Source organism: Brevibacterium linens, assembly GCF_003999335.1.
In the GTDB taxonomy this organism is placed as follows: domain Bacteria; phylum Actinomycetota; class Actinomycetes; order Actinomycetales; family Brevibacteriaceae; genus Brevibacterium; species Brevibacterium linens.
The window spans coordinates 762921-786862 of record NZ_CP026734.1 but is presented as its reverse complement, the minus strand read 5'-3'; the positions used below and the strand labels follow the sequence as shown (position 1 = coordinate 786862).

At 62.5% G+C, this 23942-nt stretch carries 21 protein-coding genes; 13 read left to right on the top strand and 8 right to left on the bottom strand.

All coding sequences use genetic code 11. The features are described from left to right. Window positions 1-18 precede the first annotated feature (18 nt). From CXR29_RS03280 to CXR29_RS03250, 7 genes are all read left to right on the top strand, one after another. Window positions 19-1158 (top strand): ABC transporter substrate-binding protein, encoded by a 1140-nt coding sequence (locus CXR29_RS03280; RefSeq protein WP_127363891.1) that lies wholly within the window; start codon window positions 19-21, stop codon window positions 1156-1158. Then, on the top strand, window positions 1155-2084 hold the full coding sequence (locus CXR29_RS03275) for an ABC transporter permease (protein WP_127363890.1): 930 nt from the start codon (window positions 1155-1157) through the stop codon (window positions 2082-2084). Before CXR29_RS03280 ends, CXR29_RS03275 begins: the two co-directional genes overlap by 4 nt. Beyond that, the gene (locus CXR29_RS03270; RefSeq protein WP_206516253.1) at window positions 2069-2986 is read left to right on the top strand and encodes an ABC transporter permease; all 918 of its coding nucleotides are present in this window, start codon (window positions 2069-2071) and stop codon (window positions 2984-2986) included. Before CXR29_RS03275 ends, CXR29_RS03270 begins: the two co-directional genes overlap by 16 nt. Further along, entirely contained in the window at window positions 2983-4077 is a 1095-nt protein-coding gene (locus tag CXR29_RS03265; RefSeq protein WP_127363889.1) for an ABC transporter ATP-binding protein, read from the top strand. Before CXR29_RS03270 ends, CXR29_RS03265 begins: the two co-directional genes overlap by 4 nt. Further along, window positions 4074-4754 carry an HAD family hydrolase gene (locus CXR29_RS03260; protein WP_025777027.1) on the top strand — a complete coding sequence of 227 codons (681 nt, stop codon included), beginning with the start codon at window positions 4074-4076 and terminating at the stop codon, window positions 4752-4754. Before CXR29_RS03265 ends, CXR29_RS03260 begins: the two co-directional genes overlap by 4 nt. Before the next feature lie 35 nt (window positions 4755-4789). Then, window positions 4790-5704, top strand: a complete 915-nt coding sequence (locus tag CXR29_RS03255; RefSeq protein ID WP_164742765.1) for an endonuclease/exonuclease/phosphatase family protein — start codon at window positions 4790-4792, stop codon at window positions 5702-5704. 258 nt (window positions 5705-5962) lie between these two features. Further along, entirely contained in the window at window positions 5963-8626 is a 2664-nt protein-coding gene (locus CXR29_RS03250) for an ExeM/NucH family extracellular endonuclease (protein ID WP_127363888.1), read from the top strand. 3 nt (window positions 8627-8629) lie between these two features. Here the strand turns inward: CXR29_RS03250 and CXR29_RS03245 are convergent, their stop codons facing one another. From CXR29_RS03245 to CXR29_RS03235, 3 genes are read right to left on the bottom strand one after another with little or no spacing between them, the layout of a single operon-like run. Beyond that, window positions 8630-9772, bottom strand: coding sequence for a PrpF domain-containing protein (locus CXR29_RS03245; protein ID WP_127363887.1), 1143 nt, complete (start codon window positions 9770-9772; stop codon window positions 8630-8632). A gap of 51 nt (window positions 9773-9823) precedes the next feature. Beyond that, window positions 9824-11104 (bottom strand): MFS transporter, encoded by a 1281-nt coding sequence (locus CXR29_RS03240; RefSeq protein ID WP_127363886.1) that lies wholly within the window; start codon window positions 11102-11104, stop codon window positions 9824-9826. Between the two features lie 28 nt (window positions 11105-11132). After that, window positions 11133-12590, bottom strand: a complete 1458-nt coding sequence (locus tag CXR29_RS03235; protein WP_127363885.1) for a benzaldehyde dehydrogenase — start codon at window positions 12588-12590, stop codon at window positions 11133-11135. Between the two features lie 223 nt (window positions 12591-12813). On the opposite strand from CXR29_RS03235, the gene CXR29_RS03230 reads away from it, so the two are divergent. Continuing rightward, complete coding sequence (locus tag CXR29_RS03230; RefSeq protein WP_127363884.1) at window positions 12814-13584, top strand: IclR family transcriptional regulator; 771 nt, start codon at window positions 12814-12816, stop codon at window positions 13582-13584. A gap of 16 nt (window positions 13585-13600) precedes the next feature. Here the strand turns inward: CXR29_RS03230 and CXR29_RS03225 are convergent, their stop codons facing one another. From CXR29_RS03225 to CXR29_RS03215, 3 genes are read right to left on the bottom strand one after another with little or no spacing between them, the layout of a single operon-like run. Further along, window positions 13601-13987 carry a DUF1304 domain-containing protein gene (locus CXR29_RS03225; RefSeq protein ID WP_127363883.1) on the bottom strand — a complete coding sequence of 129 codons (387 nt, stop codon included), beginning with the start codon at window positions 13985-13987 and terminating at the stop codon, window positions 13601-13603. Then, complete coding sequence (locus tag CXR29_RS03220; RefSeq protein WP_127363882.1) at window positions 13984-14247, bottom strand: DUF2277 domain-containing protein; 264 nt, start codon at window positions 14245-14247, stop codon at window positions 13984-13986. The genes CXR29_RS03225 and CXR29_RS03220 overlap by 4 nt, the downstream gene beginning before the upstream one ends. A 39-nt stretch (window positions 14248-14286) precedes the next feature. Beyond that, window positions 14287-14598, bottom strand: a complete 312-nt coding sequence (locus CXR29_RS03215; protein WP_127363881.1) for a hypothetical protein — start codon at window positions 14596-14598, stop codon at window positions 14287-14289. Between the two features lie 57 nt (window positions 14599-14655). Between CXR29_RS03215 and CXR29_RS03210 the strand changes: the two genes are divergently transcribed. The 3 genes from CXR29_RS03210 to CXR29_RS03200 are packed head-to-tail and all read left to right on the top strand — an operon-like array spanning window position 14656 to window position 18247. Further along, window positions 14656-16146, top strand: coding sequence for a type I restriction-modification system subunit M (locus CXR29_RS03210; RefSeq protein ID WP_338142535.1), 1491 nt, complete (start codon window positions 14656-14658; stop codon window positions 16144-16146). Then, the gene (locus CXR29_RS03205; protein WP_101596487.1) at window positions 16143-17309 is read left to right on the top strand and encodes a restriction endonuclease subunit S; all 1167 of its coding nucleotides are present in this window, start codon (window positions 16143-16145) and stop codon (window positions 17307-17309) included. The genes CXR29_RS03210 and CXR29_RS03205 overlap by 4 nt, the downstream gene beginning before the upstream one ends. Further along, on the top strand, window positions 17306-18247 hold the full coding sequence (locus CXR29_RS03200) for a restriction endonuclease (protein WP_127363880.1): 942 nt from the start codon (window positions 17306-17308) through the stop codon (window positions 18245-18247). Before CXR29_RS03205 ends, CXR29_RS03200 begins: the two co-directional genes overlap by 4 nt. Before the next feature lie 30 nt (window positions 18248-18277). Here the strand turns inward: CXR29_RS03200 and CXR29_RS03195 are convergent, their stop codons facing one another. After that, a complete protein-coding gene (locus tag CXR29_RS03195) occupies window positions 18278-18550 on the bottom strand; it encodes a hypothetical protein (RefSeq protein ID WP_127363879.1) in 273 nt (90 codons plus the stop codon). A gap of 97 nt (window positions 18551-18647) precedes the next feature. Here CXR29_RS03195 and CXR29_RS03190 point away from each other — a divergent pair, with 97 nt between their 5' ends. Next, window positions 18648-19739 carry an IS630 family transposase gene (locus CXR29_RS03190; RefSeq protein ID WP_009881631.1) on the top strand — a complete coding sequence of 364 codons (1092 nt, stop codon included), beginning with the start codon at window positions 18648-18650 and terminating at the stop codon, window positions 19737-19739. On the opposite strand, the gene CXR29_RS03185 is transcribed toward CXR29_RS03190, so the two are convergent. Next, window positions 19707-20396, bottom strand: a complete 690-nt coding sequence (locus tag CXR29_RS03185; protein WP_127363878.1) for a phospholipase D-like domain-containing protein — start codon at window positions 20394-20396, stop codon at window positions 19707-19709. The genes CXR29_RS03190 and CXR29_RS03185 overlap by 33 nt on opposite strands. Before the next feature lie 179 nt (window positions 20397-20575). Here CXR29_RS03185 and CXR29_RS03180 point away from each other — a divergent pair, with 179 nt between their 5' ends. Then, entirely contained in the window at window positions 20576-23941 is a 3366-nt protein-coding gene (locus tag CXR29_RS03180) for a DEAD/DEAH box helicase family protein (RefSeq protein ID WP_127363877.1), read from the top strand. The last annotated feature ends 1 nt before the right edge of the window (window position 23942 follow it).

Sequence of the window (23942 nt, the reverse complement as noted above, 5' to 3'; positions counted from 1 at the left end):
CGAAAGGCGAGTACGACGATGCTCAAACACACACGAAAGCTCACAGCTGTCCTCGCAGTGGGCGCTCTGGCGGCCCTGTCCGGCTGCGGTGGCAGCGGGGAATCTGAGGAATCCGCCAATTGGCGAGCGGCGACGTCGGTCGAAGACGGCGGGGGCATGGACGCTCTCGTCGAAGCGGCTCAGGCGGAGGGATCGCTCAACGCCATGGGCCTCTACCCCGATTGGGCCAACTACGGCGGGCTGCTCGACACGTTCGCGGAGAAGTACGACATCGAGATCGACAACGACACCTCGACCGGCGCGAGCCAGGACCTCATCAACGCGGTGAAGAACAGGCAGGGGCAGGAGACCTCTCTCGACTATCTCGACACGGGCGAATCCTTTGCCGTCGATGCCGCCGAAGAGGGCCTGCTCGCCGAGTACTACCCTGAAACCGCCGATGACATCCCCGAGAACATGAAGTCACCGGACGGCACCTGGTTCAACCACCTCGGCGGAACCATGGCCATCGGCTGCGACGCCGAAGCGGTGAAGAAGTGCCCCACGAGCTTCGAAGAGCTGCTCGAGCCCGAGTACAAGGGCAAGGTCGCCATGCGCGGAAACCCCACGACGGGTGAGGCCGGCTTCATGGCCGTCGTCGCCGCGTCTTTGGCCAACGGCGGATCACTCGATGACATCCAGCCGGGCATCGACTATTTCGCCGAGCTCTCGGACAAGGGCAATCTCGTGCCGACCGAGGTCGAGGCGGGAACGTTCGAGACCGGGGAGACACCGATCGCCATCAACTGGGACTACCTCCTGCTGCAGTGGGCGGACGACCTCGCTGACTCAGGGGTCGACATGTCGATCTCCATCCCCTCGGACGGCACTGTCGCCTCGTACTACGCGGCCTCGGTCAACGATGATGCACCGCACCCGGCAGTCGCACGCCTGTGGCAGGAATTCGTCTTCAGCGACGAAGGACAGAACCTGCTGCTCGAAGGCTATGTGATGCCCGGTCGCCTCGACGCCATGGTCGAGGCCGGCACGGTCGACGAGGATGCGCTGTCGAAGCTGCTCGATGACGCGGTCGACCAGAGAGCTCCGCAGCCGACCAACGACCAGCGTGACGCGATGTCGAAGGTCCTGGCCGACAACTGGGCGAAAGCCATCGGATGACTTCAGCGCCGCAGTCACTGCCGCGCACCGGTGGGCTGGCCGGAGCAGATTCCGCTCCGGCCGGTCCCCGGCGCAGGCGAACGCTCTCACCTGCCTGGACCGCCTTGGCCCCGATCACGGTCATCATCGTACTCTTCTTCGTGATCCCGATCGGCGGAATGGTGGCGACCTCGTTCCTCGTTCCCGGCAGCGAACCGGGCACGAAGGGCTTCGGCTTCGGCAACTACGCGGCGCTGGGTTCGGGATCGCGTTCGATGGCGCTGGGCAACAGCCTGCTCCTGTCGTTCACCGCCGCCACTGTGGCCGCAGTCTTCGGCGGTGTCTGCGCCTGGGCGATCTCGACCGTGAAGTCGAAGATCGTCGATTCCATCACCGCAGTCATCTCCAGCGTGCTGGCCAATGATGGAGGCGTCCCATTGGCGTTCTCCTTCATCGTCGCAGTCGGCAACACCGGATACTTCATCGCGCTGATCACCGCGGTCGATTCGACATTCACGCTCTACAGCGTGAAGGGTCTGATCCTCATGTACCAGTACTTCCTCATTCCCACGATGATCCTCCTCACGCTGCCCAGCTTCGTCGCACTCCGACAGCAGTGGCGTGAGGCCAACACCTCCTTGGGCGGCACCGGCCTGACCTTCTGGCGCCGAGTCGGCCTGCCGGTGATCACACCCGCACTGCTCGGTGCCTGGCTGCTGATGTTCGGCTCCGCCTTCGGCACGCATGCCTCGGCGGCCGTGCTCATCGGCACCGGCGGCTTCCCCCTCATCCCGCTCGAGATCGCCGGCCAGCTCGCAGGTTCTGCGGCCACCGGCGGAGAAGGAGTGGCGATGGCCCTGGGCGTGACGACGGGAGCGATCGCCGTCATCGTCCTCATCGCCTTCAACGCACTGACGAAGAGGAGCGCCAAGTGGCTCAACACCTGAACAGCTCCCCTCGGATGACGAAGTTCTTGGCCTGGCTGCCGCTGGTGGCGCTGGCGATCTTCATCCTCACTCCGCTGCTGAGCTCGCTGACCTATTCGTTCTTCCGCGCCGATGGCAGCTTCACCACCTCAGGGCTCACCGGCCTGGCCGACTCCGGCAAGATCGTCGCCCCGCTCATGCGCAGCCTCATCGTGTCGGTGCTTGCCGCCGTCATCCTCGTTCTCACGCTGGTTCCCGCCGTCGTCGCAGTCCACCTCTGGGCCCCTCGGCTGCGGTCGGTGCTCAGCATCCTGTGCACTCTTCCGCTGGTCGTCCCGGCGATCGCGATCGTCGCCGGGCTCTCCGCGGTTCTGCGCAGCCTCGCATCCCAGGGACGCGGCAGCCTCGGCATGCAGCTGAACACGATCCTGCAGTCTCAGGACCTGCCGCTCGTGCTCGTCGGGACCTACGTCATCCTGTGTCTTCCCTTCACCTTCCGGTCGATCGATGCCGGACTATCCACCCTCCCGCTGCGCACCCTCTTCGAGTCCTCGTCGATCCTCGGCGCCGGACTGGGAACCACGCTCCGCCGGGTCGTCATCCCCAACATCCGCGGACCCGTGATGTTCTCCCTCTTCTTCACCTTCGCTCTGTCCATTGCGGAGTACACGGTGGCCGCGACCCTGTCGATCAACACACTGCCGGTCTTCCTCAATACGCTCTCGAGCACGAACTTCCGCGGTTCGATCACGCTGTCCGTGCTGCTCAACCTCACCACGTGGCTGCTCTTGGCCGCTGCAACCGTGAGCGCATCGCGCTTCGGTCACCGACCGAACGCTGTGAGCGAAGACGATGAGACCGAGGCCGGCGACCCGGCCCCCGCTTCGGCCGCCGCCTCAAGAAAGGACGCTGTGACCTCATGACTATCTCTGACCGCACTCGACCATCGCCCGCGGGCCCCGAGCAGTCGAACGAGCCCGCGTCCGTGCGCTTCGAGCACGTGGACAAGTCCTATGGCAGCACCGAGGTGCTCAAGGACTTCAACATCGACATCGAGGCCGGCAGCATGGTCAGCTTCCTCGGCCCTTCGGGCTGCGGCAAGACGACGACTCTGCGCATCCTCGCCGGTTTCGAACCGGTCAACGGAGGTGACGTGCTCGTCGGCGGCGAATCCGTACTGAAACTGCCGCCGAACAGCCGGGACATGGGCATGGTGTTCCAGAGCTACAGCCTGTTCCCCAACCTCAGTGTCAGCGACAACATCGAATACGGTCTGCAGATCCGCAAGGTCGATGCCGGAGCACGGCGCCGACGCACCGAGGAACTCCTCGAGATCTGCGGGCTGACCGGCATGGGCGGCCGCTTCCCGCATCAGCTCTCGGGAGGCCAGCAGCAGCGCGTGGCTCTGGCCCGCGCATTGGCCACCCAGCCGAAGGTCCTTCTACTCGACGAGCCGCTGTCGGCACTCGACGCCTCGGTCCGTTCCTCACTGCGTGAGGAGATCCGGCGGGTGCAGCAGGCGCTGGGCACCACCACGGTCTTCATCACACACGATCAGGGAGAGGCGCTGGCGATCGCCGACCGTGTGGCCGTGATGAACGGCGGCAGGATCGAGCAGTACTCCGCCCCTCGCGAGGTGTACTCCTCCCCCGCCACCGCATTCGTCGCCCGCTTCGTCGGATCGATCAATGAGTTCGCCGTCGGCCGCGATTGGACGATCCGGGACCGCCTGCCCGTTGAACCCACACCCGATGACACCGTCTTCGTCCGGCCCGAGAACCTCGCGATCACCGCGGCCGCTGACGGCTTCCTCGAAGTCAAGCACAGCACCTACACCGGCGAGCGCACGATGGTCCACCTCGGTCTGCCCGGCGACCACAGCGCACAGTGGTCGGCATCGCTGGCCTCCGCTGACGCCGACGCCATGCGACCGGGACTGCGCATCGACGCCTCCGTCACCGCCGAGCCCGCACTGCGCCAGGGCCGCAATGGCACCGAAGGACTCCGCGCATGAGCGGCTCTATCACCGGCTTCTCCGGTGCAGTCTTCGACTGCGACGGTATCCTCGTCGACTCCGAAGCGCCCTGGATCGAACTCATGGGAGACTACCTGGAGTCGATGGCCGCAGACGACACCGCAGCCGAGGATCTTCGCGGACTCACAGCAGCCGAAGCCGTGGCGCGACTGCAGCAGCTGCATAAGAGCCTCGGTTCCCCCAGCGATGTCCGACCGCCGACAGCCGAGGAGGTCGACCGCGCTTACAGCGCCGCTCTGGAACACGTCACAGCGCCCATGCCCGGTGCCCCCGAACTCGTGGCATCACTGTCAGGCAGCATCCCGATCGCCGTGGCCAGCAACGGTCGCAGCGGCGACGTGCGCGGCCTCCTCGAGCGAGCAGGCATGCTCGACCTCTTCGACGCGATCATCACTATCGACGATGTCGACCAGGGCAAACCGGCGCCGGACCCCTACCTACTGGCCGCACAGCGACTCGGGTTGGCCGCCTCTGCGGTGGTCGCCTTCGAGGACTCACCGGTGGGGTCACAGGCAGCTCACACGGCCGGATGCACGGTGATCGGAGTCAACAGCGATCCCAGCATCGAACTGGCCGGCGAGGTGCGGCTGCGGCACTTCGCCCAGCTGCGCTTCGACTCCCGAACCCGCACGCTCCTCCTCGACTCCGACAACTGACCACCCACCCGATGCCGATCATTGGAGAAGATCCCATGCCCGCTGAGACCACTTTCACCCTGCAGACATGGAACGTCTGGTACGGCGGTCGAGAAGTCGACTTCGGCCAGGAGAAGCAGTACGCGATCGCAGCGCAGTTCCCGGCAGACGTCCTGGCGCTGCAGGAGTGCTGGGGCAGCGCTGCGGAGAACCTGGCCCCGAAGCTCCTGGCGGATCATGCCCAGCGCGGATGGGATACAGCCGTGCTCAGCACCGGGCAGCTGACGCCGGTGGACACCAGCACGCTGCCCTACGCTCAGGCCGCACTCGTGCGACCGCTGCCGGACTCGTCGCGGTTCCTCGTGTGGTCCGTCCACCTCGCGCCGTACCCCTATGCGGTCTACCGAGCCCTGCAGGGTGAGGGCCAAGAGGTCGCCGATGCCGAGGAAGCTCCTCGTCTGCAGCAGATCGAAGAGATCCTCTCCGAAACTGCCCGCATCAGCGCTGAGGTCGGCGAGGAGGACCTGCCAGTGGTCATCTGCGGTGATTTCAACACCCCGTCCACCGGGGATTGGGCGGCGCGCACCGACCGACCCGATATCGCCTGGCGCTCTCCCGATGCGCTGCTGGCCGCCGGATTCACCGACACCTTCCGCGCGATCCACCCCGACCCCGTCGCTGCGCCGGCCGATACCTGGTCTCCGATCGAACCGCTCACCCGTGCCGGTCATGAGGAGAAGCCCGAACCGGGCCGCACCGACGGCGCCGAACCTCGTGATCGCATCGATTTCATATTCTCCCGTGGCCTCGACATCGTCGACAGCGTGATTCGCGGCTGCAGTGCCGAAGGCCTGGTCGAAGACGGGTTCGTCGATGTAGGCGGCCGCTGTGAACTCATCCCGAACCAGCGGCAGAACCGCTTCCCGTCCGATCATCAGCTCGTTGAGACGAAATTCGCCTTCCGCAGCTGATCGGTGGGAGCGGCGCAGCGGCTGCACTTGAGGACACCTGCGGAGGGGAACTGCTTTCCATTCCGAGTCACTGGTACTTCACTCCGTCGCGCCCTCGGCCGCGATAGCCCACACTGAAGCCACGTCGTCGGGAGCCGTAGTACAGTCAGTTCACATCGTATTCACATGATCGACACCGATGTCGACATGCATCCGGATACTGTGCAAGAGATTGCGCCGCGATCCGTGCGCTGTGATTTGTCATCATGAAAGGCTCCTATGAACGTCTCGAAGACGGCGTCCTCCACCGCGAGACTCAGCCTCGCGGCCGCTCTCGTCCTCCCGGCGGCTCCCGCCATCGCGGCCCCGGCCGCAGACAGCGACATCCGCATCTCCGAAATCGCCTACACCCTCGAGACCGACTTCATCGAGATCGCCGCCGACCCCGGCACCGATGTCTCGGGCTGGACCTTCGGCTCGGTGACTCGCGGCGGCAGCGTCTATGCGCAGGAGAACACGATCACCGCGCCCGAGGACACGACGGTCGGTGACTCCGGTGCCGTGGCCATCGACGTGCCGATCACGAACTCCGTCAAGGCCGGCTCGGCCGCCGATGGCGAATACGGTTCGAGCGCCTTCATCATCGACGAGAACGGCGAACTGGTCGACTTCCAGCAGATCGGCGGCGTCATCGATGGCAAGGGCGTCACCGGCACGAAGAACGTCTATACTCCCGCACCGGTCGTCGGACAGGAGGCCGAACCAACCGGCGCGACGGCCGCCGGCAGCCAGTCGATCCAGCTCACCGGCGACGCATGGACGTCGGCGGCGCCCACCCCGAACGCCCTACCCGACAGCAGCGACGACGGCGACGACGGCGAAACTCCCGAAGGCGTCACGCCGATCGCCGACATCCAGGGCACGGGCGACGCCAGCCCCATCCAAGGCAAGACCGTGACCACCCGCGGTGTCGTCACCGCCGCCTACCCCGAGGGCGGGCTGAACGGCTATTACATCCAGACTCCGGGCACCGGCGGAGCAGGTTCCGACGATGAGAAGCCGGCCGCCTCCGACGGCATCTTCGTCTACTCCCCCGACACCGTTGCCGATATCAGCATCGACGACCACGTCGAGGTCACCGGCACCGTGTCCGAACACTACGGGCAGACTCAGATCTCCGTATCCGCGTCCGGTCTCAAAACAGTCGACGAACCCGCCGAGGCGGTCAAACCCGTCGAAGGCGCCTTTCCTGCCGGGGACGAGAAGCGCGAATCGCTCGAAGGCATGCTCGTCCAGCCGAGCGAATCGCTGACCGTCGCCGACAACTACAACACGAACACGTACGGTGAGGTCGTCCTCGCCACCGGTGACGGCACACTGCCCCAGCCCACCGACGTCCACCGCCCCGGCACCCCCGAGGCAAAGGCTATGGAAGCCGAGAACCTCGACCGTGAGGTCGTCCTCGACGACGGCGCCACCGTGAACTTCCTCAAAGCCGACAAGGACATCCCCCTGCCCTACCTCAGCAAGGAGGACCCGGTCCGCGTCGGTGCGCAGGCGAGCTTCACCTCCCCCGTCGTGCTCGGCTTCGATCACGAGAAGTGGCGGTTCCAGCCGACGACCCGTCTGACCGGGGACAACGCCGAGGCGGTCCAGCCGACCACCTTCACCGACACTCGCACCGAGATCCCCGAGGCCGTCGGCGGGCAGGTCAGCCTCGCCAGCTTCAACGTCCTCAACTACTTCACCACCACCGGCGACCAGCTCTCTGGCTGCCAGTACTACGACGACCGCGAGGGCAACCACATCACCGTCCGCGGCAGCTGCGATGCCCGCGGTGCCGCGAACGCGGAGAGCCTCAAGCGTCAGGAGACGAAGATCATCACCGCGATCAACAAGCTCGACGCCTCGGTGGTCTCGCTCATGGAGATCGAGAATTCCGCCGCCTTCGGCAAGGACCGCGACGATGCCCTGGCGACCCTGGTCAAGCGCCTCAACGAGGCCGCCGGAACCGAGAAATGGGACTTCGTCGACTCCCCTGCCGCCGTTCCGTCCGATGAGGATGTCATCCGCACGGCATTGATCTACCAGCCCGCCGAGGTGGCCCCGCAGAACGAATCCACGATCCTCGACGATCAGGATGCGTTCTCCAATGCCCGCGAACCCCTGTCCCAGGCGTTCGCCCCGAAGGACGGTACCGGTGAGATCGAAAAGGACGAGACCTTCGTGACGATCTCCAACCACTTCAAGTCCAAGGGATCCGGGTCAGGTCCGGGCAACGAGGACTCCGGTGACGGTCAGGGCGCGTCGAACGCCGACCGCGTGAAGCAGGCCGAAGCGCTCGTCGGGTTTGCCGGTGACCAACAGGAGGCAACGAACAGCGACCTGGTCTACCTCCTCGGCGATTTCAACTCCTACACTCAGGAGGACCCGATGCAGGTCTTCTACGAGGCCGGATACAAGGACATCGCTGCGGAGAAGACGGACGAATCCACGTATGTCTATGGTTCGCGCACGGGCAGCCTCGACCACGTCCTCGCCCTCGACGCCTCGGACGAAGCCGACGGTGCAGGCACGGATGCAACGGCCTTCGACTCCGTCACCGGGGCCGATGTCTGGAACATCAACTCGGTCGAGTCCCTGGCTCTCGAATACAGCCGCTTCAACTACAACGTCAGCGACCTCTTCGCTCCGGACCAGTTCCGGGCTTCCGACCATGATCCGGTCGTCGTCGGTCTCTTCGACCCCTCAGATGAAGGCGGGGACGACGACGCCGGAGCAGACGCCGGGGATAACGCGGATGCCGACGGCTCAAGCGACCACCCCGGCGGAAAGAACGCGGGGAAGAACGGCGGCAAGAACGGCAATCATTGGGGCAGCCGCGACGGTGATCACCCTGGAGGCAAGAACGCAGGGAAGAACGGTCACCACAACGGCTGGTGACACCTAGTCGGTGACGGCCACCTGCCCTCGCATGAGCACTCGCGCAGTGCGGAAGAGGGAGGTGGCCGTCACCGTGTCCGCATCGAAGACGGCACCGGCCGTGACGACGCCCGAAGGGGTAGCCAGCCGCACGTCCGGCCCGACAGCCCCGGGCCGGGAGCGTCGGATGATGCGGTTGATGATCGTATCCGGGATCTGCGCGGCCGCGGCCAGGCACATGGCTCCGGTTCCGGGCACGGCGTTGTGTGTCTGCCCCATGGAGATCATTCGCACGGGCAGGTCGGCCTCCTCGGCGGCCAGGGTCGTTCCGTCGAGCAGTCGTGTGGGCTGTGGGGCGGTGACCACGGCGACCTTCGGCACGACGTCCGGTGCGTCCTCCGGTGACTCACACAGTCCCATCCGCACGGCGGCGTTGCGGCGCAGCTCCGCGATCATGCCCATCGCGTGCGAGTTCGCGTCGATCTCCTCCGGCGATTCGGTGCCCTTGAGCCCGACCGCCGCGCCCGGGACGATGACGACGGGCAGGGTGGCGTCGACGAGGCTGACCTCGAACATCGCCCCACCGGCGGTGATGGACTCGGCTGCCTTTCCTGTCGGCAGAAGTCCGGCGGTGCGGCTGCCAGCCGGGTCGGGGTAGATGAGTTCGATAGGCGAACCTGTTCCGCTGACTCCGGGCAGCACCAGATCGCCCGTGACGTCGGCCTGTCCGTCGACGACGCCCAGTCCGACGTCGACGAGTTTCTGCGTGTTCGTGTTGAACAGCCGAAAGACATGCCGTCCATCGGCTGCGGAGATCAGCCCGGCCGACAGGGCGAAGGGCACGACCCCGGAGGACAGATTTCCGCAGTTGCCGGAGTAGTCGACGGTCGCCTCGGTGACGGAGACCTGACCGAACGTGTAGTCGAGGTCGACCCCGTCCCTCGCCGAGGCGGCCACGACGACGATCTTGGACAGAGAAGAGACTCCCCCGCCCATTCCGTCGAGCTGACGGCCGAACGGATCGGGCGAGCCCATCGCCGAGGTGAAGAGCCGGTCCCAAACCGCTGTATCCCGGTCCGCGTTCAGCGACGGCAGCGCGGATTCGCTGAAGAACAGTCCTTTGCTTGTGCCGCCGCGAACGAACGTGGCATCGATCCACCGAGTCATGGGCTCAGCGTAGCGAACCCCACTGACGTCACTGCACGGATGCCAGCGGACTCAGCGTACGGATCTCGGCACGATCGCCATGGCCGCGAAGCCGAACATAGCGACGACGGCGAAGAGGTAGAAGCCCCACGGGTAGGCGATGCCTGCGGTGACGAGGGCACCGGTGATGAAGGGGCCGACGATGGCACCGATCCGCCCGATTCCCGAGGCCATGCCCAGCGCGGTGCCGCGGGCCTGAGGCGGGTAGACGGACGAGACGAAGGCGTAGACGAGCACCTGGGCGGAGAAGACGAAGACTCCGGTGATGAACACGGCGATATTGAGCAGGACCTGGCTGGTCATCGGGATCGACAGTGCGGCGAGGAAGATCGCGGCGAGGACGAACCACATGAGCACGATCTTCTTCGTCCCGTGCCTGTCGGCCAACCAGCCGGCCAGGACGAGCCCGACGACGGCGCCGATGTTCATGACGAAGAGCATGACCAGCGAATCAGAGACCTCGTAGCCGGCATCGGCCATGATCTTCGGCAGCCAGGTGTTGAGTCCGTAGACGAGCAGCAGGCCCATGAAGCTCGCCGCCCACACGCCGATGGTCACCAGCGCGAGCTTGCCTGAGAAGAGTCCGGCCATTCCGGTCTTCGCCTGTGCGTCGACAGTGCCGGCCGGATCGGCGGCGTCTGCGTCCTTCGCCTGCGCGGCCGCCGGATTGCGTTTGAGTTCCTGAGCGATGAGGAACACCTCGGATTCGGGCAGCTTCCACAGCAACAGCGGGACCATAAGCAGTCCCGCCACACCTCCGGCGAGGAAGAGCAGGTGCCAGTTGTGGGAGTAGGCGACGGCGAGCAGGGAGATCGCCACCGCACCGGCGTGGTAGCCGGTCATCGTCAGGGTCGTGGCCTTGCCCGTCTTGCCGGACTTGTTGTACTCGCTGATGTAGGCGAGCGCACTGGGCATCACGGCACCGAGGAAGAGTCCGGCGATGAACCGGTAGATGGTGAACAGTGCGACGTTCGGGGCGAACGCGACGAGCAGGGTGAAGACGCTGAAGCCGATGACACAGCCGATGATCGTCCACCGGCGTCCGATCCGGTCGACGACGGGGCCGACGGACACGGCGCCGAGGCCAACGCCCACGAGGCTGAGCGTCGCCACCATCGTGGCCGCCTCGGGGGTGAATCCGAGGGCCTCAGTGGCCAGCAGCTCGGGGATGACTGCGCCGAGGACGACGAGGTCGAAGCCCTCCAAAGCGACGGCCAGCCAGCACAGGACGGCCGGCCAGCGACCCGCCGAGGCGGAACCGGTCGCGGATGCGGATGGGGTGGTTGCGGACATCGATGTCTCCGAGGTGGTGTCGTGCAGGTCAGAACGGGTAGGGCGCGATGGACGAGCGCATCGTCACCCATTGGGTTTCGGTGAAGGCTTCGATATTCGCCTCGGCCCCGCCGAATCGTGATCCGTTGCCGGAGTCCTTCGTCCCGCCGAAGGGGACGTTGGCTTCGTCGGAGACGGTCTGTTCGTTGATGTGGGTCTTGCCGGTGTCGACGAGGTCGGCGAGTTCCATGGCCATCCCCACATCGCCGAGGATGCCGAGCGAGAGCCCGTATTCACTGTCGTTGACCATTGCGGCCGCCTCCTCCAGGGTGGAGAAGCGGGCGACGGGTGCGACGGGTCCGAAGATCTCCTGGGCCCAGGCCGGGTTCGAGGGGCTCAGGTCGGTGAGCACCGTCGGTGGGATGAAGGCGCCTTCGCCCGGTCCTCCGGCGACGAGCCTCGCACCGTCGGCGGTGGCCTTGTCGAGGATGTCACGGACGTGGGTGCGCTGCTTCTCGTCGATGATCGGGCCGATTGCGACCTCCTCGGTGGCGGGATTGCCCACCGGCAGGCTGCGGGCGCGTTCGGCCAGCTGCTCGACGTAGTCGTCATAGATGGAGTCGTGGACAAGGTGGCGACCGGTGGTCATGCAGATCTGGCCCTGGTGCATCCACGATCCGAAGGCCCCCGCCGAGGTGGCCGGACCGACCTCGGCACCGGGAAGGACGACGAGCGCATTGTTTCCACCGAGTTCGAGGTGGCAGCGCTTGAGGAGGCGACCGGCGGCTTCGCCGACCTTGCGTCCGGCCGCGGTGGATCCGGTGAAGGAGATGACGGAGACCTCGGGTGCGGCGACGACGGCTTCACCGGCGTCGAGGCCGCCGGGCAGCACCTGGAGCAGTCCTTCGGGCAGGCCCGCCTCGGCGAAGACCTTCGCGATCGCCACTCCGGCGCACACGGCGGTGCGCGGGTCCGGCTTGAGCAGGACCGCGTTGCCCAGGGCCAGGGCCGGGGCGACCGAGCGCATGGCGAGGATGAGGGGGAAGTTGAACGGGGCGATGACGGAGACGACTCCGGCGGGCACCCGACGGGCGAAGGACCAGCGGGGTTCGTTCGAGGTGAGCACCTGCCCCTTGGGGTGGCTGGGCAGGGCGGAGGATTCGTAGCAGATGGCTTCGGCGGAGGAGATCTCGAGTGCGGCCTTCGGCGGGATGGAGCCGGCTTCGCGGATAATCCATCCGGCGATCTCATCGGCGTGTTCGGCCCACAGAGCACCGGCGCGGCGCAGCACTGCGGCCCGTTCGGCAGGAGTGGTCTTCGCCCATTCCTTCTGTGCAGCGGCGGCTCGCGTGGCGGCGGCGGTGACATCGTCGGCGCTGGCGGCACCGAGACGGCCGAGGGTCTCACCGGTGGCAGGTTCGATGACGTCGTAGGTCTCTCCGGAGCCGGCGGTCCAGGTGCCAGTGAAGATCTTCTCGTGCCAGTCGGTTCCCAGGAAATCGGTCATAGTCTGTCCTCACTTCTTTGTCGGGGCGGGTCGTGTCTGTAGCGAATTCGGTGGAGCTCGCGTGTCGGCAGCGATCCCAGGCTCCGTGAAACGAACTGTAATTCGGGCACAATCAACGAAGGACTGTGGTGCACCTCTCGTCAGAGTAGTGATGCGCACCACCCGAATCCACAGTGATCCCATTCATTGAGAATTTCAACTGAGAGCCGCTAGAATCCGAGGCATGGCGAACTCTCCTTCCGGCGACTCGATGATCGATCGGCTCGTGCGCGTGCTCGCATCCTTCGACCCGGACCATCAGAGCCTGAGCACCGACGAGATCGCCGAGCGTGCCGAACTGCCGAAGTCGACGGCCTACCGACTCATCGGTGAGATGATGCGTCACGATCTGCTCCAGCGCGACCCCAACGGTCGCATCCGGATCGGCGTCGGGATGTGGGAGCTGTCGAACCGCGCCTCCGATGCCGTCGATCTGGCTTCTGTGGCCAGGCCGCACATGATGGGTGTACACGAGTTCGTCGGTGAGAACACCCAGTTGGGCATTCTGCGGGAACGCGAGGTGCTCATCATCGAGCGCATGTCGGCGCCGAATGCGGTCATCCACCGTTCGAAGACCGCCGGTCGGCTGCCGGCTCATGCGTCATCGTGTGGACTCGTGCTCTTGGCTTATGCCCCGAAGCATCAGCGTGAGGCGTACCTGCGGGGTCCGCTGGCCGCACTCACGGAGAAGACGACGACGGATCCTGCCGCCCTGCGCACGATGTTCACCTCGATCCGCTCTCACCATTTCGCCGAGCTCTCCGGCCATATCGATGAGGGCACGACAGGCATCACGGTTCCTGTCTTCGACGCCGGCGGGGCGGCGATCGCCGGGCTCGGCGTCGTCATCGATTCGGAGCACCGGAAAGGTGTGCCCGCGATCATGCGGGTCCTACGGACCGCCTCGGCGAGGATCACGCAGGACCTCGCGGCCGATCGTCGATTCGCCGGCTGAGTCAGATCGCTGCAGCTCAGACCAGCACTCCGACAGTCAGGCAGAGCACACCGAGCAACGGCAGTGTGCCCTGCTTGAGCGCGGAGGCGAGCAGCTCACGGCTTGAGAGTGCGAGCACCAGTGCTGCGGCGAGCATCGATCCTGCCCCGACGAAGACGAGGGTGAGACCGACCGCAGCAGAGCCTGCACCGAAGACGATGAGGCCGATGAACACAGCGAGTGCCAAGAAGAGGTTGTAGAAGCCCTGGTTGAAAGCCAGGGACTTCGTCGCCACGGCCTCGGCCTCGGTGGTGCCGAATGTGGCGCGGGCACGTGGACTCGTCCAGGCGATGGACTCCAGGTAGAAGATGAAGACGTGCAGGGCGGCGGCGAGGCCGGCGACGACGAGTCCGGCGATCGTCATGCGCGACCTGCGAATCTCGCTCGTCGCTTCTCGGCCTCGATTTCACGGTTCTTCGGCGGCGCATTCGTCACGAGCGCATCGAGGAGGTGCTGAGTGGTGTGCGCGATCTCCTCGACCGCGGCGTCGAAGGCCTCGGCATTGGCCTGCGAGGGCTTCGTCGTCCCGGCGATCTTGCGCACGTACTGCAGGGCGGCGGCGTGGACTTCGTCGGAGGTGGCGGCGGGCTCGAAATTATGGAGGGTCCTGATGTTTCTGCACATGGTCCAACGGTACGCGTCGGCACTGACGCAGAACAGACGTCAGTCCGCGAAAGCAGTATGAACCTCGATCATTCTTGTGGCGATGTCGTCAACGGTCTCTCCGCTTTTCAGGCTGATCAATGCCGGCTCCGGGGTGGCGATCACCCACTGAGCGACGTTGTTGTGTCTCGCCCACCCGATCATGACGCTGCGGTCGCGTGGCAGCTTGAGCTGGACGCCGACGGTCGGTTCGTCGACCTGAACGATCTGCTCACTGAGATCAGGACGCTGTTTTTCAAGAGCGTTAGCAACGGAGTTGGCGAACAGTTTGTGCTGGAATGCGGACATCATGTCACTGGTTGGTGTGTTCATGGTCGACACACTAGGTTGCCGCACTGACATGGATGCCTTGCCGACCAGATTCCTTCCATGGCCATCTCCTTGGATATGCTCAGGGCTGTGATTACAGGAGACGTGAAGAGCAAGGTAGACAAGGTCTGGGATACGTTCTGGACCGGAGGGATTTCGAACCCGCTTGAGGTGATCGAACAGATCACCTACTTGCTGTTCCTACGCCGCCTCGATGAGCTCGAGACCCAGGCTGAAAGCAAGGCCGAATTCACTGGGAAACCGCTGGAGAACAAGACGTTTGGGCCCAGCCAGCAGGATTTCCGCTGGCACAAGCTGAAGAACCTCGATCCCGAAGTGATGTTCGAGGTCGTCGCCGATGGAGTCTTTCCTTTCCTGCGCGAGCTCGGTGGCGAGGAGTCAACATATGGCGAGCACATGAAGAATGCTCGATTCACGATTCCCAGCCCGCACCTGCTCTCCAACGTCGTCGATCTGCTCAGCGACATTCCGATGGACAAGCGCGACACCAACGGCGATCTATATGAGTACCTGCTCTCTCAGCTGGCCAGCTCGGGAACGAACGGGCAGTTTCGCACACCGCGGCACATCATCGAACTCATGGTCAAGATGACGTCACCTCGGCCCGATGATGAGATCTGCGACCCTGCTTGCGGTACCGCCGGTTTCCTCGTCGCTGCGTCCGAGCATCTGCGGGAAGCACATCCTGAAGTTTTTACGAACAAAGAACAGCGTCAGTTCTTCCACAACAGCATGTTCCACGGTTATGACTTCGATTCGACGATGCTCCGCATCGGAAGCATGAACATGCTCCTCCACGGAGTCGAGCATCCTGACATTCGGTACCGTGATTCGCTATCGGAAAGCGTCAGCTCAGAAGAAGAGAAGTACACGCTGATTCTCGCGAACCCGCCTTTTGCCGGGTCGCTGGACTACGAAGCGACCGCCAAGGACCTACAGAAGGTCGTCAAGACGAAAAAGACCGAGCTGCTCTTCATCGCGCTCTTCCTCAAACTACTCAAACCTGGTGGCCGCGCAGCGGTCATCGTGCCCGATGGCGTGCTGTTCGGTTCGTCGAAGGCGCATAAAGAGCTGCGGCGGATGCTCGTTGAGGATCAGAAACTCGATGGTGTCGTTAAGCTCCCCAGCGGCGTCTTCAAGCCTTATGCGGGTGTATCAACTGCAATTCTGTTCTTCACGAAGACGAATTCAGGTGGCACCGAGGATGTCTGGTTCTACGAGGTTCAGGCTGACGGGTTCAGCTTGGATGACAAGCGGAATCCGATTGAAGCCAACGACCTGCCGGAGGTGCTCGAACGCTGGGCTGGGCGGTCGGGTGCGGAAAAGGACCGGTCGCGGACTGAGAAGTCATTCACCGTACCCAAGACAGAGATCGCCGAGCAGGGCTATGATCTTTCGATCAACCGCTATAAGGAAGTCGAGTACGAAGAGGCCGAGCATCGCGCGCCGCTCGACATCATCGCCGACATCGAAAAACTCGACGCCGAGATCGCCCAGGACCTTGCCGACCTCAAGGCGATGCTGTCATGAGCACGGTTCCGCTGGGTGAGATCTGCAATGTTCAAATCGGTAGGACACCTCCTCGTTCGGACCCTCGATACTGGGGCGGGTCGAATCCTTGGGCATCGATTTCGGACCTCAATCAAGGCCTACTCATAACAAGAACCAAGGAAGGCATCACCGAAGAGGGCGCGCATGCAGGAAAACTCGTCCAGCCTGGAACGGTTCTAATCAGTTTCAAACTGTCAATCGGAAAAGTCTCAATTGCAGGAATACCGCTGTACACGAATGAAGCAATTGCAGCGTTACCGATCAAATACCCCTCCACTCTTGACGCCCGTTACCTCCTCAGATACTTGGAGAGCCTCAGCCTAGAGGAAGGTGCCAACCGTGCAGCTATGGGCCGAACTTTGAACAAGAAGACGCTGTCGGAGCTTCCGATCCCACTCCCACCCCTCGACGAACAACGCCGCATCGCTGCAATCCTCGACAAAGCCGACGCCATCCGCCAAAAACGCCGCCAAACCATTACGAACCTCGAATCTCTGTCAAATTCAATGCTTGAGAATCAGTTTCTTGGAGATTCAAGGTCGACCACCTCCTACGCACTCGGAGATTTGCTTCGCTCGATCACTACAGGGAACAGTCCTAAGTGTCGCGATCGCCCTGCCGGAACGGATGAATGGGGCGTACTGAAATTGAGCGCGATCACATCCGGCAAATTTGAACCGACCGAAAACAAATCCTTCCCTGGTGCTATTTCAGAAATTGCGAAGTATGAGGTTCGTCCAGGGGATCTGCTCTTCACGCGAAAGAACACTCCTGAACTCGTAGGGACTGCTACTATCGCCACCTCTCCCCCACCTCGTCTTGCGTTCCCTGATCTCGTTTTCCGTCTAGAAGTGTTCGAAGACCTGGTAAGCTCAATCTTTTTACAAGCTCTTTTGATGAGCTCAACGATGCGAAACCGAGTTCGCGCACTAGCCGTCGGCACTTCCAAGAGCATGTCCAACATCTCTGGCGGCAGGCTTAGAGGACTGACAATCGCCCTGCCCAGCCTTCAGCGTCAGCTTCAGTTCGAACAGTTCCAACGTAAAGTCCTCTCCGCGACACACAGATACTCGAAACTTCTAGACCGAGATAATGAGCTATTCCGGTCACTCCAGTCCCGAGCATTCCGAGGTGAACTATGACGAATTCAATGCCGACATGGGACCAGTTCATGGTGTCAGTTCTCCGAGTCTTCTCGGACGGAGAAGTCCGAACTCGACGCGAGACACATCCTCTAGTAGCCAAGGACGCGGACCTGTCAGCAGAACAGATGTCAGAGCTGCTTGGATCTGGGCAACCGAAATACATGAACCGAATCGGATGGGGAATGTCATTCCTCGCGAGGACAAACGCCTTATCTCGACCAACACGAGGTTCATACGTCATCACCGATGGCGGTAGAGCACTCCTCAGAGCGTTTCCGAACGGCTTCACCGAAAAAGAAGCCGAAAACTTCATCGATTCTGCTGAGGGCCATCATTCGGGTCTCGTTCCGTACACCCCATCAGTTAGAGCCTCGGACACGACTCCTACAGAAGACACGCTTGGTGAGACCAACACCGAGCTCGACCCGAACGAGCAGATTCAGGCAGGCCTCGAACGCATCCATACAGCGGTTGCTGACGAGCTGCTGATCCGGCTACACCAAAACGAACCCAGCTTCTTCGAACAAACCGTCGTCGACCTCGTCGTCGCCATGGGCTATGCGGGTGCCGATGGAGTCGCGGCTCGAACCCAGCTGACGAATGACGGCGGAATCGACGGAGTCGTCGATCAAGACGCCCTCGGTCTCAATCGGGTCTACATTCAAGCCAAGCGCTACAGCCTCGATTCCACTGTGTCTCGTCCCGATATTCAGGCCTTCGTCGGCGCACTTCACGGCGTCCAAGCCGATCGTGGCCTGTTCATCACGACCGCGAAGTTCAGCTCCGGCGCGAAGACCTATGCGGAGTCAGTCAGCACAAGAGTCATCCTCATCGATGGCCCGCGCCTTGCAGACCTGATGATTCGGTTCGGAGTCGGCGTACAGACCCAACAGACGATCAACGTCGTCAAACTCGATGAGGACTACTTCGAATAGCACCCAGCATGTTCACCGTTAGGGACAAGGTCAGATGCGCTCACCCCACAACGCAGCGATGAGTTCTGTGCCCTGACCATCACTGAGTTCGACTGCCTTGTCGTGGTCCCACTTTCGAAGATCTTTCCCGATCAGCGCCTGGATCTCACCCAAGGCGAAGTCAATGTCTGAGACTGCGTTCTCTTCATGTTCTTGGTTGTATCGAAGCAGATACATAGTGCTCAGGCTCTTCCCAGGGATCTGACGGGAGCCGACCACTTTCGCCGGTTCCCAAACCTGGACGAGCTGTCCTTCAACATCCATGTGCACGAGGACAAACACGTCGCCAGGTTCTGCCCGCGCATCCGACCCAACTAGTGTCCTGCGCCGTAAATTCGTGTAAGAAGTTGTAGAATGGAGTATGCCTCGCACCGGTCGTCCGAAAGCTGAACTGATCCTCACCGATGAAGAACACCAGACGTTGACTCGCTGGTCCCGTCGGCGCAAGTCCTCACAAGCCCTTGCTCTGCGCTCACGAATCATCCTCGGCTGCGGGCAGGAACGATCAAACAAGGAAGTCGCCACCAGCCTCGGCTGCACGCCCGCGACTGTGGCCAAATGGCGGAACCGATTCATTGCCGACCGACTCGATGGTCTCGTCGACGAACCACGCCCAGGTAGACCCGCCACGATCACGGCCGAGCAGGTCGAGGACGTCATCACCTCAACCCTGGAACAGACACCGAAAAACGCCACCCACTGGTCACGGGCGCAGATGGCCGAACGCAGCGGACTATCGAAATCGACGATCGGACGGATCTGGAAGGCCTTCGAACTCAAACCCCACCGCGCCGATGGGTTCAAACTCTCCAACGACCCTCTCTTCGTGGAAAAGGTCTACGACATCGTCGGCCTTTACCTCAATCCACCCGAGTCCGCTGTCGTGCTCAGCGTCGATGAGAAGTCCCAGGTCCAAGCGCTGTCTCGGTCCCAGCCGGCGTTTCCGATGATGCCGGGCATGCCGGAGAAACGTACCCACGATTACGCCCGCCACGGCACGACGAGTCTCTTCGCAGCGCTGAATGTCGCCGATGGAACCGTGATCGCCTCGACACACCGCAAGCACCGCGCGATCGAGTTCAAAAAGTTCTTAACCAAGATCGACAAACACGTTCCAGACCACCTCGACATCCACGTCGTGTGTGACAACTACGGCACGCACAAACACCCGTTGGTGCGGAACTGGCTGGGCAAGCATGAGCGGTTCCATATTCATTTCACGCCCACGTATTCGTCGTGGATCAACCAGGTCGAGAGGCTCTTCGCTGAAGTCACCCGCGAACTCCTCCAGCGCAGTGACCACCGAAGCGTGCAAGCCCTGGAGAAAGACCTTCGCGAGTGGGTTAAGGCGTGGAACGAGGACCCGCAACCATTCGTGTGGACGAAAACCGCGGAAGAGATACTGGAATCTCTCTCACGACTAATGCAACGAACTACCGGCGCAGGACACTAGATAGGTGTCGAGCGTGAACCTCGTTTTGAGCTCGCGAGCATCTTTGGAGCGACGCATCGATTTGGCCACGGCATCTTCCTCATCGGAGTATTCCTCGTGCCACTCAACCGCCAACCAATAGCGGCCGCCTGATTCAGGGATGAATACGTCCTCACGTGCCGGTGGAGTAGTGACTCCGACAATCTCAGGCGGACGGTGGTGGTCGTCCGGGGTCCAGGTGGCTGCTGTCGTCAGATATTCGTCATCGATCTCGGTCCCAGCCTCAATCGCTTCTTTGACCAGGCGACGAGCGTCACTGATGAACTTCCGCTCGTTCGAGACCACTACAGCCTCCAACGACAAACTTGAACTGCGCGAGGCATTGGCTGAGCCGAGCACGGCCGAGTTTCTCACTGCCAGAATCTTGGCATGGAGAGAGCCGCAGCTGTACAGCTGCACTCCCCGATCCGAGAACTCCTTCAAGGCATGTGGATTCGTCACACCATTCCTAATCGCGCCTTCACTTGCATTGCATACGAGGACATCGTCCTCTTCTAAAGCAAGCAGGTCGGGCGCATCTGCACCGATGAAGGCGAACGCCGCATACCTTGGCCCCTGGAGTTTCGAGACTCGCGTCAGTTCGTCCCAAGGATGAAGTCCGTGCACCGTTGTACCCATAGCGTCATTCAATCATCATCAGCGACGACTGATATTGAATCAGATGAAGTTCTTCAAACTTTCAACGGAAGATCGCTGCGCACGAATTCGTCGTCCGACACGACCAAATGCGGTTTCACCTGGCAGTATAGGTTGTGAGCACAGGTAGGCTCTCACGGCAGTGACGCGCAGGAGGAGAGATGTCGAACTTCGGGTTCATCAGGACCGAGTGGCCCTCGGTGTTCTCTGATTGTGCCCGCGCCGAATCGTACGTCTTCTCCGATCCACGCACTGCCTGCATTTATGCTCGCCGCAGCATCGAACAGCTTGTCACGCACCTCTACGCCGTGCTCGACATTTCCACACCCTATCGGGATGACCTCAGCGCCCGCATCAATGACTCGGAATTCAAATCTGTGGCGGGCCATGTCATTCAACAGAAACTCAACCTCATTCGCAACCTCGGCAACACCGCAGTTCACAAAGACACCCCTGTCGATGCCAATGCCTCCATCAAAGCTCTCAACGAGCTCTATCTCATCGTCATCTGGGCAGCATTCAACTACTCGCGCATCCCCGATAACGTCCCCGCGGGGACGCAGTTCGATCCCGAACTCGCCCGGCGTTCGGCACCGCTGAGCCCGAAGGAACTGACCACCCTCGTCGAAAAGTTCCGCACCCAAGACGCTGAGCTGGCACAGGCGAAGAGCGACCTCAAACGCGTCACGTCCGAAAAGGACGCCGAGATCGCCGAGCTCCAACGCCAAATCGCCGAGGCACAGGCGGCCAAAGACAGCTCCCTGGACACCCAGGACTGGAGAGAAGACCGCACCCGGGCAGACCTCATCGACGCCGACCTCACAGCCGCCGGATGGGATCTCGACGAGCCCAACGTCCGGGAGTACCGCATCACCGGACTTCCCACATCGTCCGGTGCCGGTTTCGCCGACTATGTCCTGTGGGGCACCAACGGCAAACCCCTGGCCGTGATCGAGGCAAAGCGCACCTCGGCGAGTGTCGAGGCTGGACGACGCCAAGCCGAGATGTACGCCGACGGACTCGAAGAGCTTTTTACCCAACGCCCAGTGATCTTCTACTCCAACGGCGACGAACACCACTTGTGGGACGACTTCGGCAACTACCCGCCGCGGGTCGTCGGCGGCTTCTACACTCGGGACGAGCTCGAACTGCTCATCCAACGCCGAACCACCAGACTGGCTCTCACCGGCCGACCGATCAACCCCGACATTGCCGGCCGCAGCTACCAGAAGAGCGTCATCGCCGCTGTCGACGAAGCCTTCGGCGCGAAACAACGCGAGGCCCTTCTCGTCATGGCCACCGGCTCGGGCAAAACGCGTACAGCCGTTGCTCTCGTCGATCAGCTGATGAAAGCCAACTGGGTCAAACGTGTCCTCTTCCTCGCCGACCGACGAACCCTCGTGAAGCAGGCGACCGACGCGTTCAAGGCTCACCTGCCACACGTCACCACCGTCAATCTGCTCGACGCAGCCGAACGGGAGGCCGCCTCGGGGCGGGTCTTCACCTCGACCTATCCGACGATGATGGGGCTGATCGATCAAGGTGATGACACCGTGTTCGGCCCCGGCTACTTCGACCTCGTCATCATCGACGAGGCCCACCGCTCGGTGTACCGGAAATATCACGCGATCTTCGACTGGTTCGACAGCCTACTGCTTGGGCTCACCGCCACACCGAAGGATGAGATCGACCGCAATACCTTCGAACTCTTCCACATCGAAAACGGCGTCCCTACCGCCGCCTACACACTCGACGAAGCTATCGCCGACGGATATCTCACTCCCCCGAAGGAATTCAACCTCGGGACCCGGTTCCTCGACGAAGGCATCCGCTACGACGATCTTGATGATGAGGAACGGGAGGAATGGGACTCTCTCGAGTGGGAAGCGGGCGAGATCCCTGACGATATCCATGCCTCCGCTTTGAACTCGTATCTGTTCAATGAAAACACCGTCGACCTCGTTCTCGAGCGGCTGATGTCCGATGGGCTCAAAGTCGAAAGCGGTGACAAGCTCGGCAAGACGATCATCTTCGCGCAGAACCAGCGTCACGCGGAGTTCATCCAGAAGCGATTCGACCACCATTACCCCGCCTATGCTGGGCGATTTGCCCGCGTCATCACCCACCAGACCGACAGCGCACAGCACCTGATCGAATCGTTCAAGGATCCCGCGGCTATGCCGCAGATTGCGATCTCCGTGGACATGCTCGACACCGGTGTCGACATCCCCGAAGTGCTCAACCTCGTCCTGTTCAAAAAGGTACGTTCGAAGAGCAAGTTCTGGCAGATGATCGGCCGCGGAACCCGCCTGGCACCTGACGTGTTCGGTCCCGGTCACGACAAAACCGAGTTCTTCGTCTTCGACTTCTGCGGAAACTTCGAATACTTCAGCGAACATTTCGACGCCCCGGAAGCCAGACAAGCCCGTCCGCTCAGCCACCGCCTCGTCGACGCTCGTGCACAGCTGCTGAGCTCAGCTCGCGGGCATGATGATGTTCGCACCGCAGTGGCTGAAGAGCTCGCCCGTTTCTCCGCAGGAATCCCACGGGACAACTTCGCGGTCCGCCCGCATCGCCGATGGGTCGACGATTTCTCCACGCCTTCGGCCTGGGCGGACGCGGACGATGCAGACATCGCCGAGGCGGCCGGCCACCTCGGCGGTCTCCCCTCTTCTGATATCGACGCTTCGGAAGAAGCCAAACGCTTCGACCTGCTCATCTTGCACTCACAGATGGCAGCGCTCGAAGGCAAGTTCGACACCCAGGCGAGCAAGACGGTACAGATGATCGCCGAGGTGCTGCTGACCAAGCAGTCGATCCCGATGGTCGCTGCCGAGGCAGAACTGCTCACAGAGGTCGCCGGCGACGAATGGTGGCAAGACGTCACCCTCGGCATGTTGGAGAACGCTCGTGTCAGGCTGCGCGGGCTCGCGAAATTCGCGAAGGGCCGACGGCAGAACCCGATCTATTCGAACTTCGTCGATGAGCTGAGAGAGTCCGAACCGACCGCTCTTGCCTACCAGACCACCGGCGTCGACCTCGAACGATTCACGGAGAAGGCGCGAGCGCACCTCAACGCTCACCTTGATCACCTGGCTGTGCGCAAGCTCGTCCGCAACCACCAACTCACCGATACCGATCTCGACGATCTCAAAGAGATCCTCATTGCCGGAGGAATCGGAGACGAAGAGACGATCGAGAAGGCCGCCGAGAAAGCACACGGATTGGGGCTGTTCCTCCGTTCCCTCGTCGGACTCGATCGGCAGGCGGCTCTCGAACTGTTCAGCGAATACCTCGACGAGTCTCGTTTCTCTTCGATCCAGATCGAGTTCGTCCGCCAGATCATCGACGAGCTCTCCCGCAACGGTGTCGTCGAACGCGGCCGTCTGTTCGAGGAGCCGTATACCGATATCTACTCCGGCGACGTCTTCGAACTCTTCCCCAACGGCGACCTGATCACCATCGGAGCACGGCTAGACGAGGTCCGGGATCGTGCACAGCCCCATACCGTCGAGCCCACTGGATAAG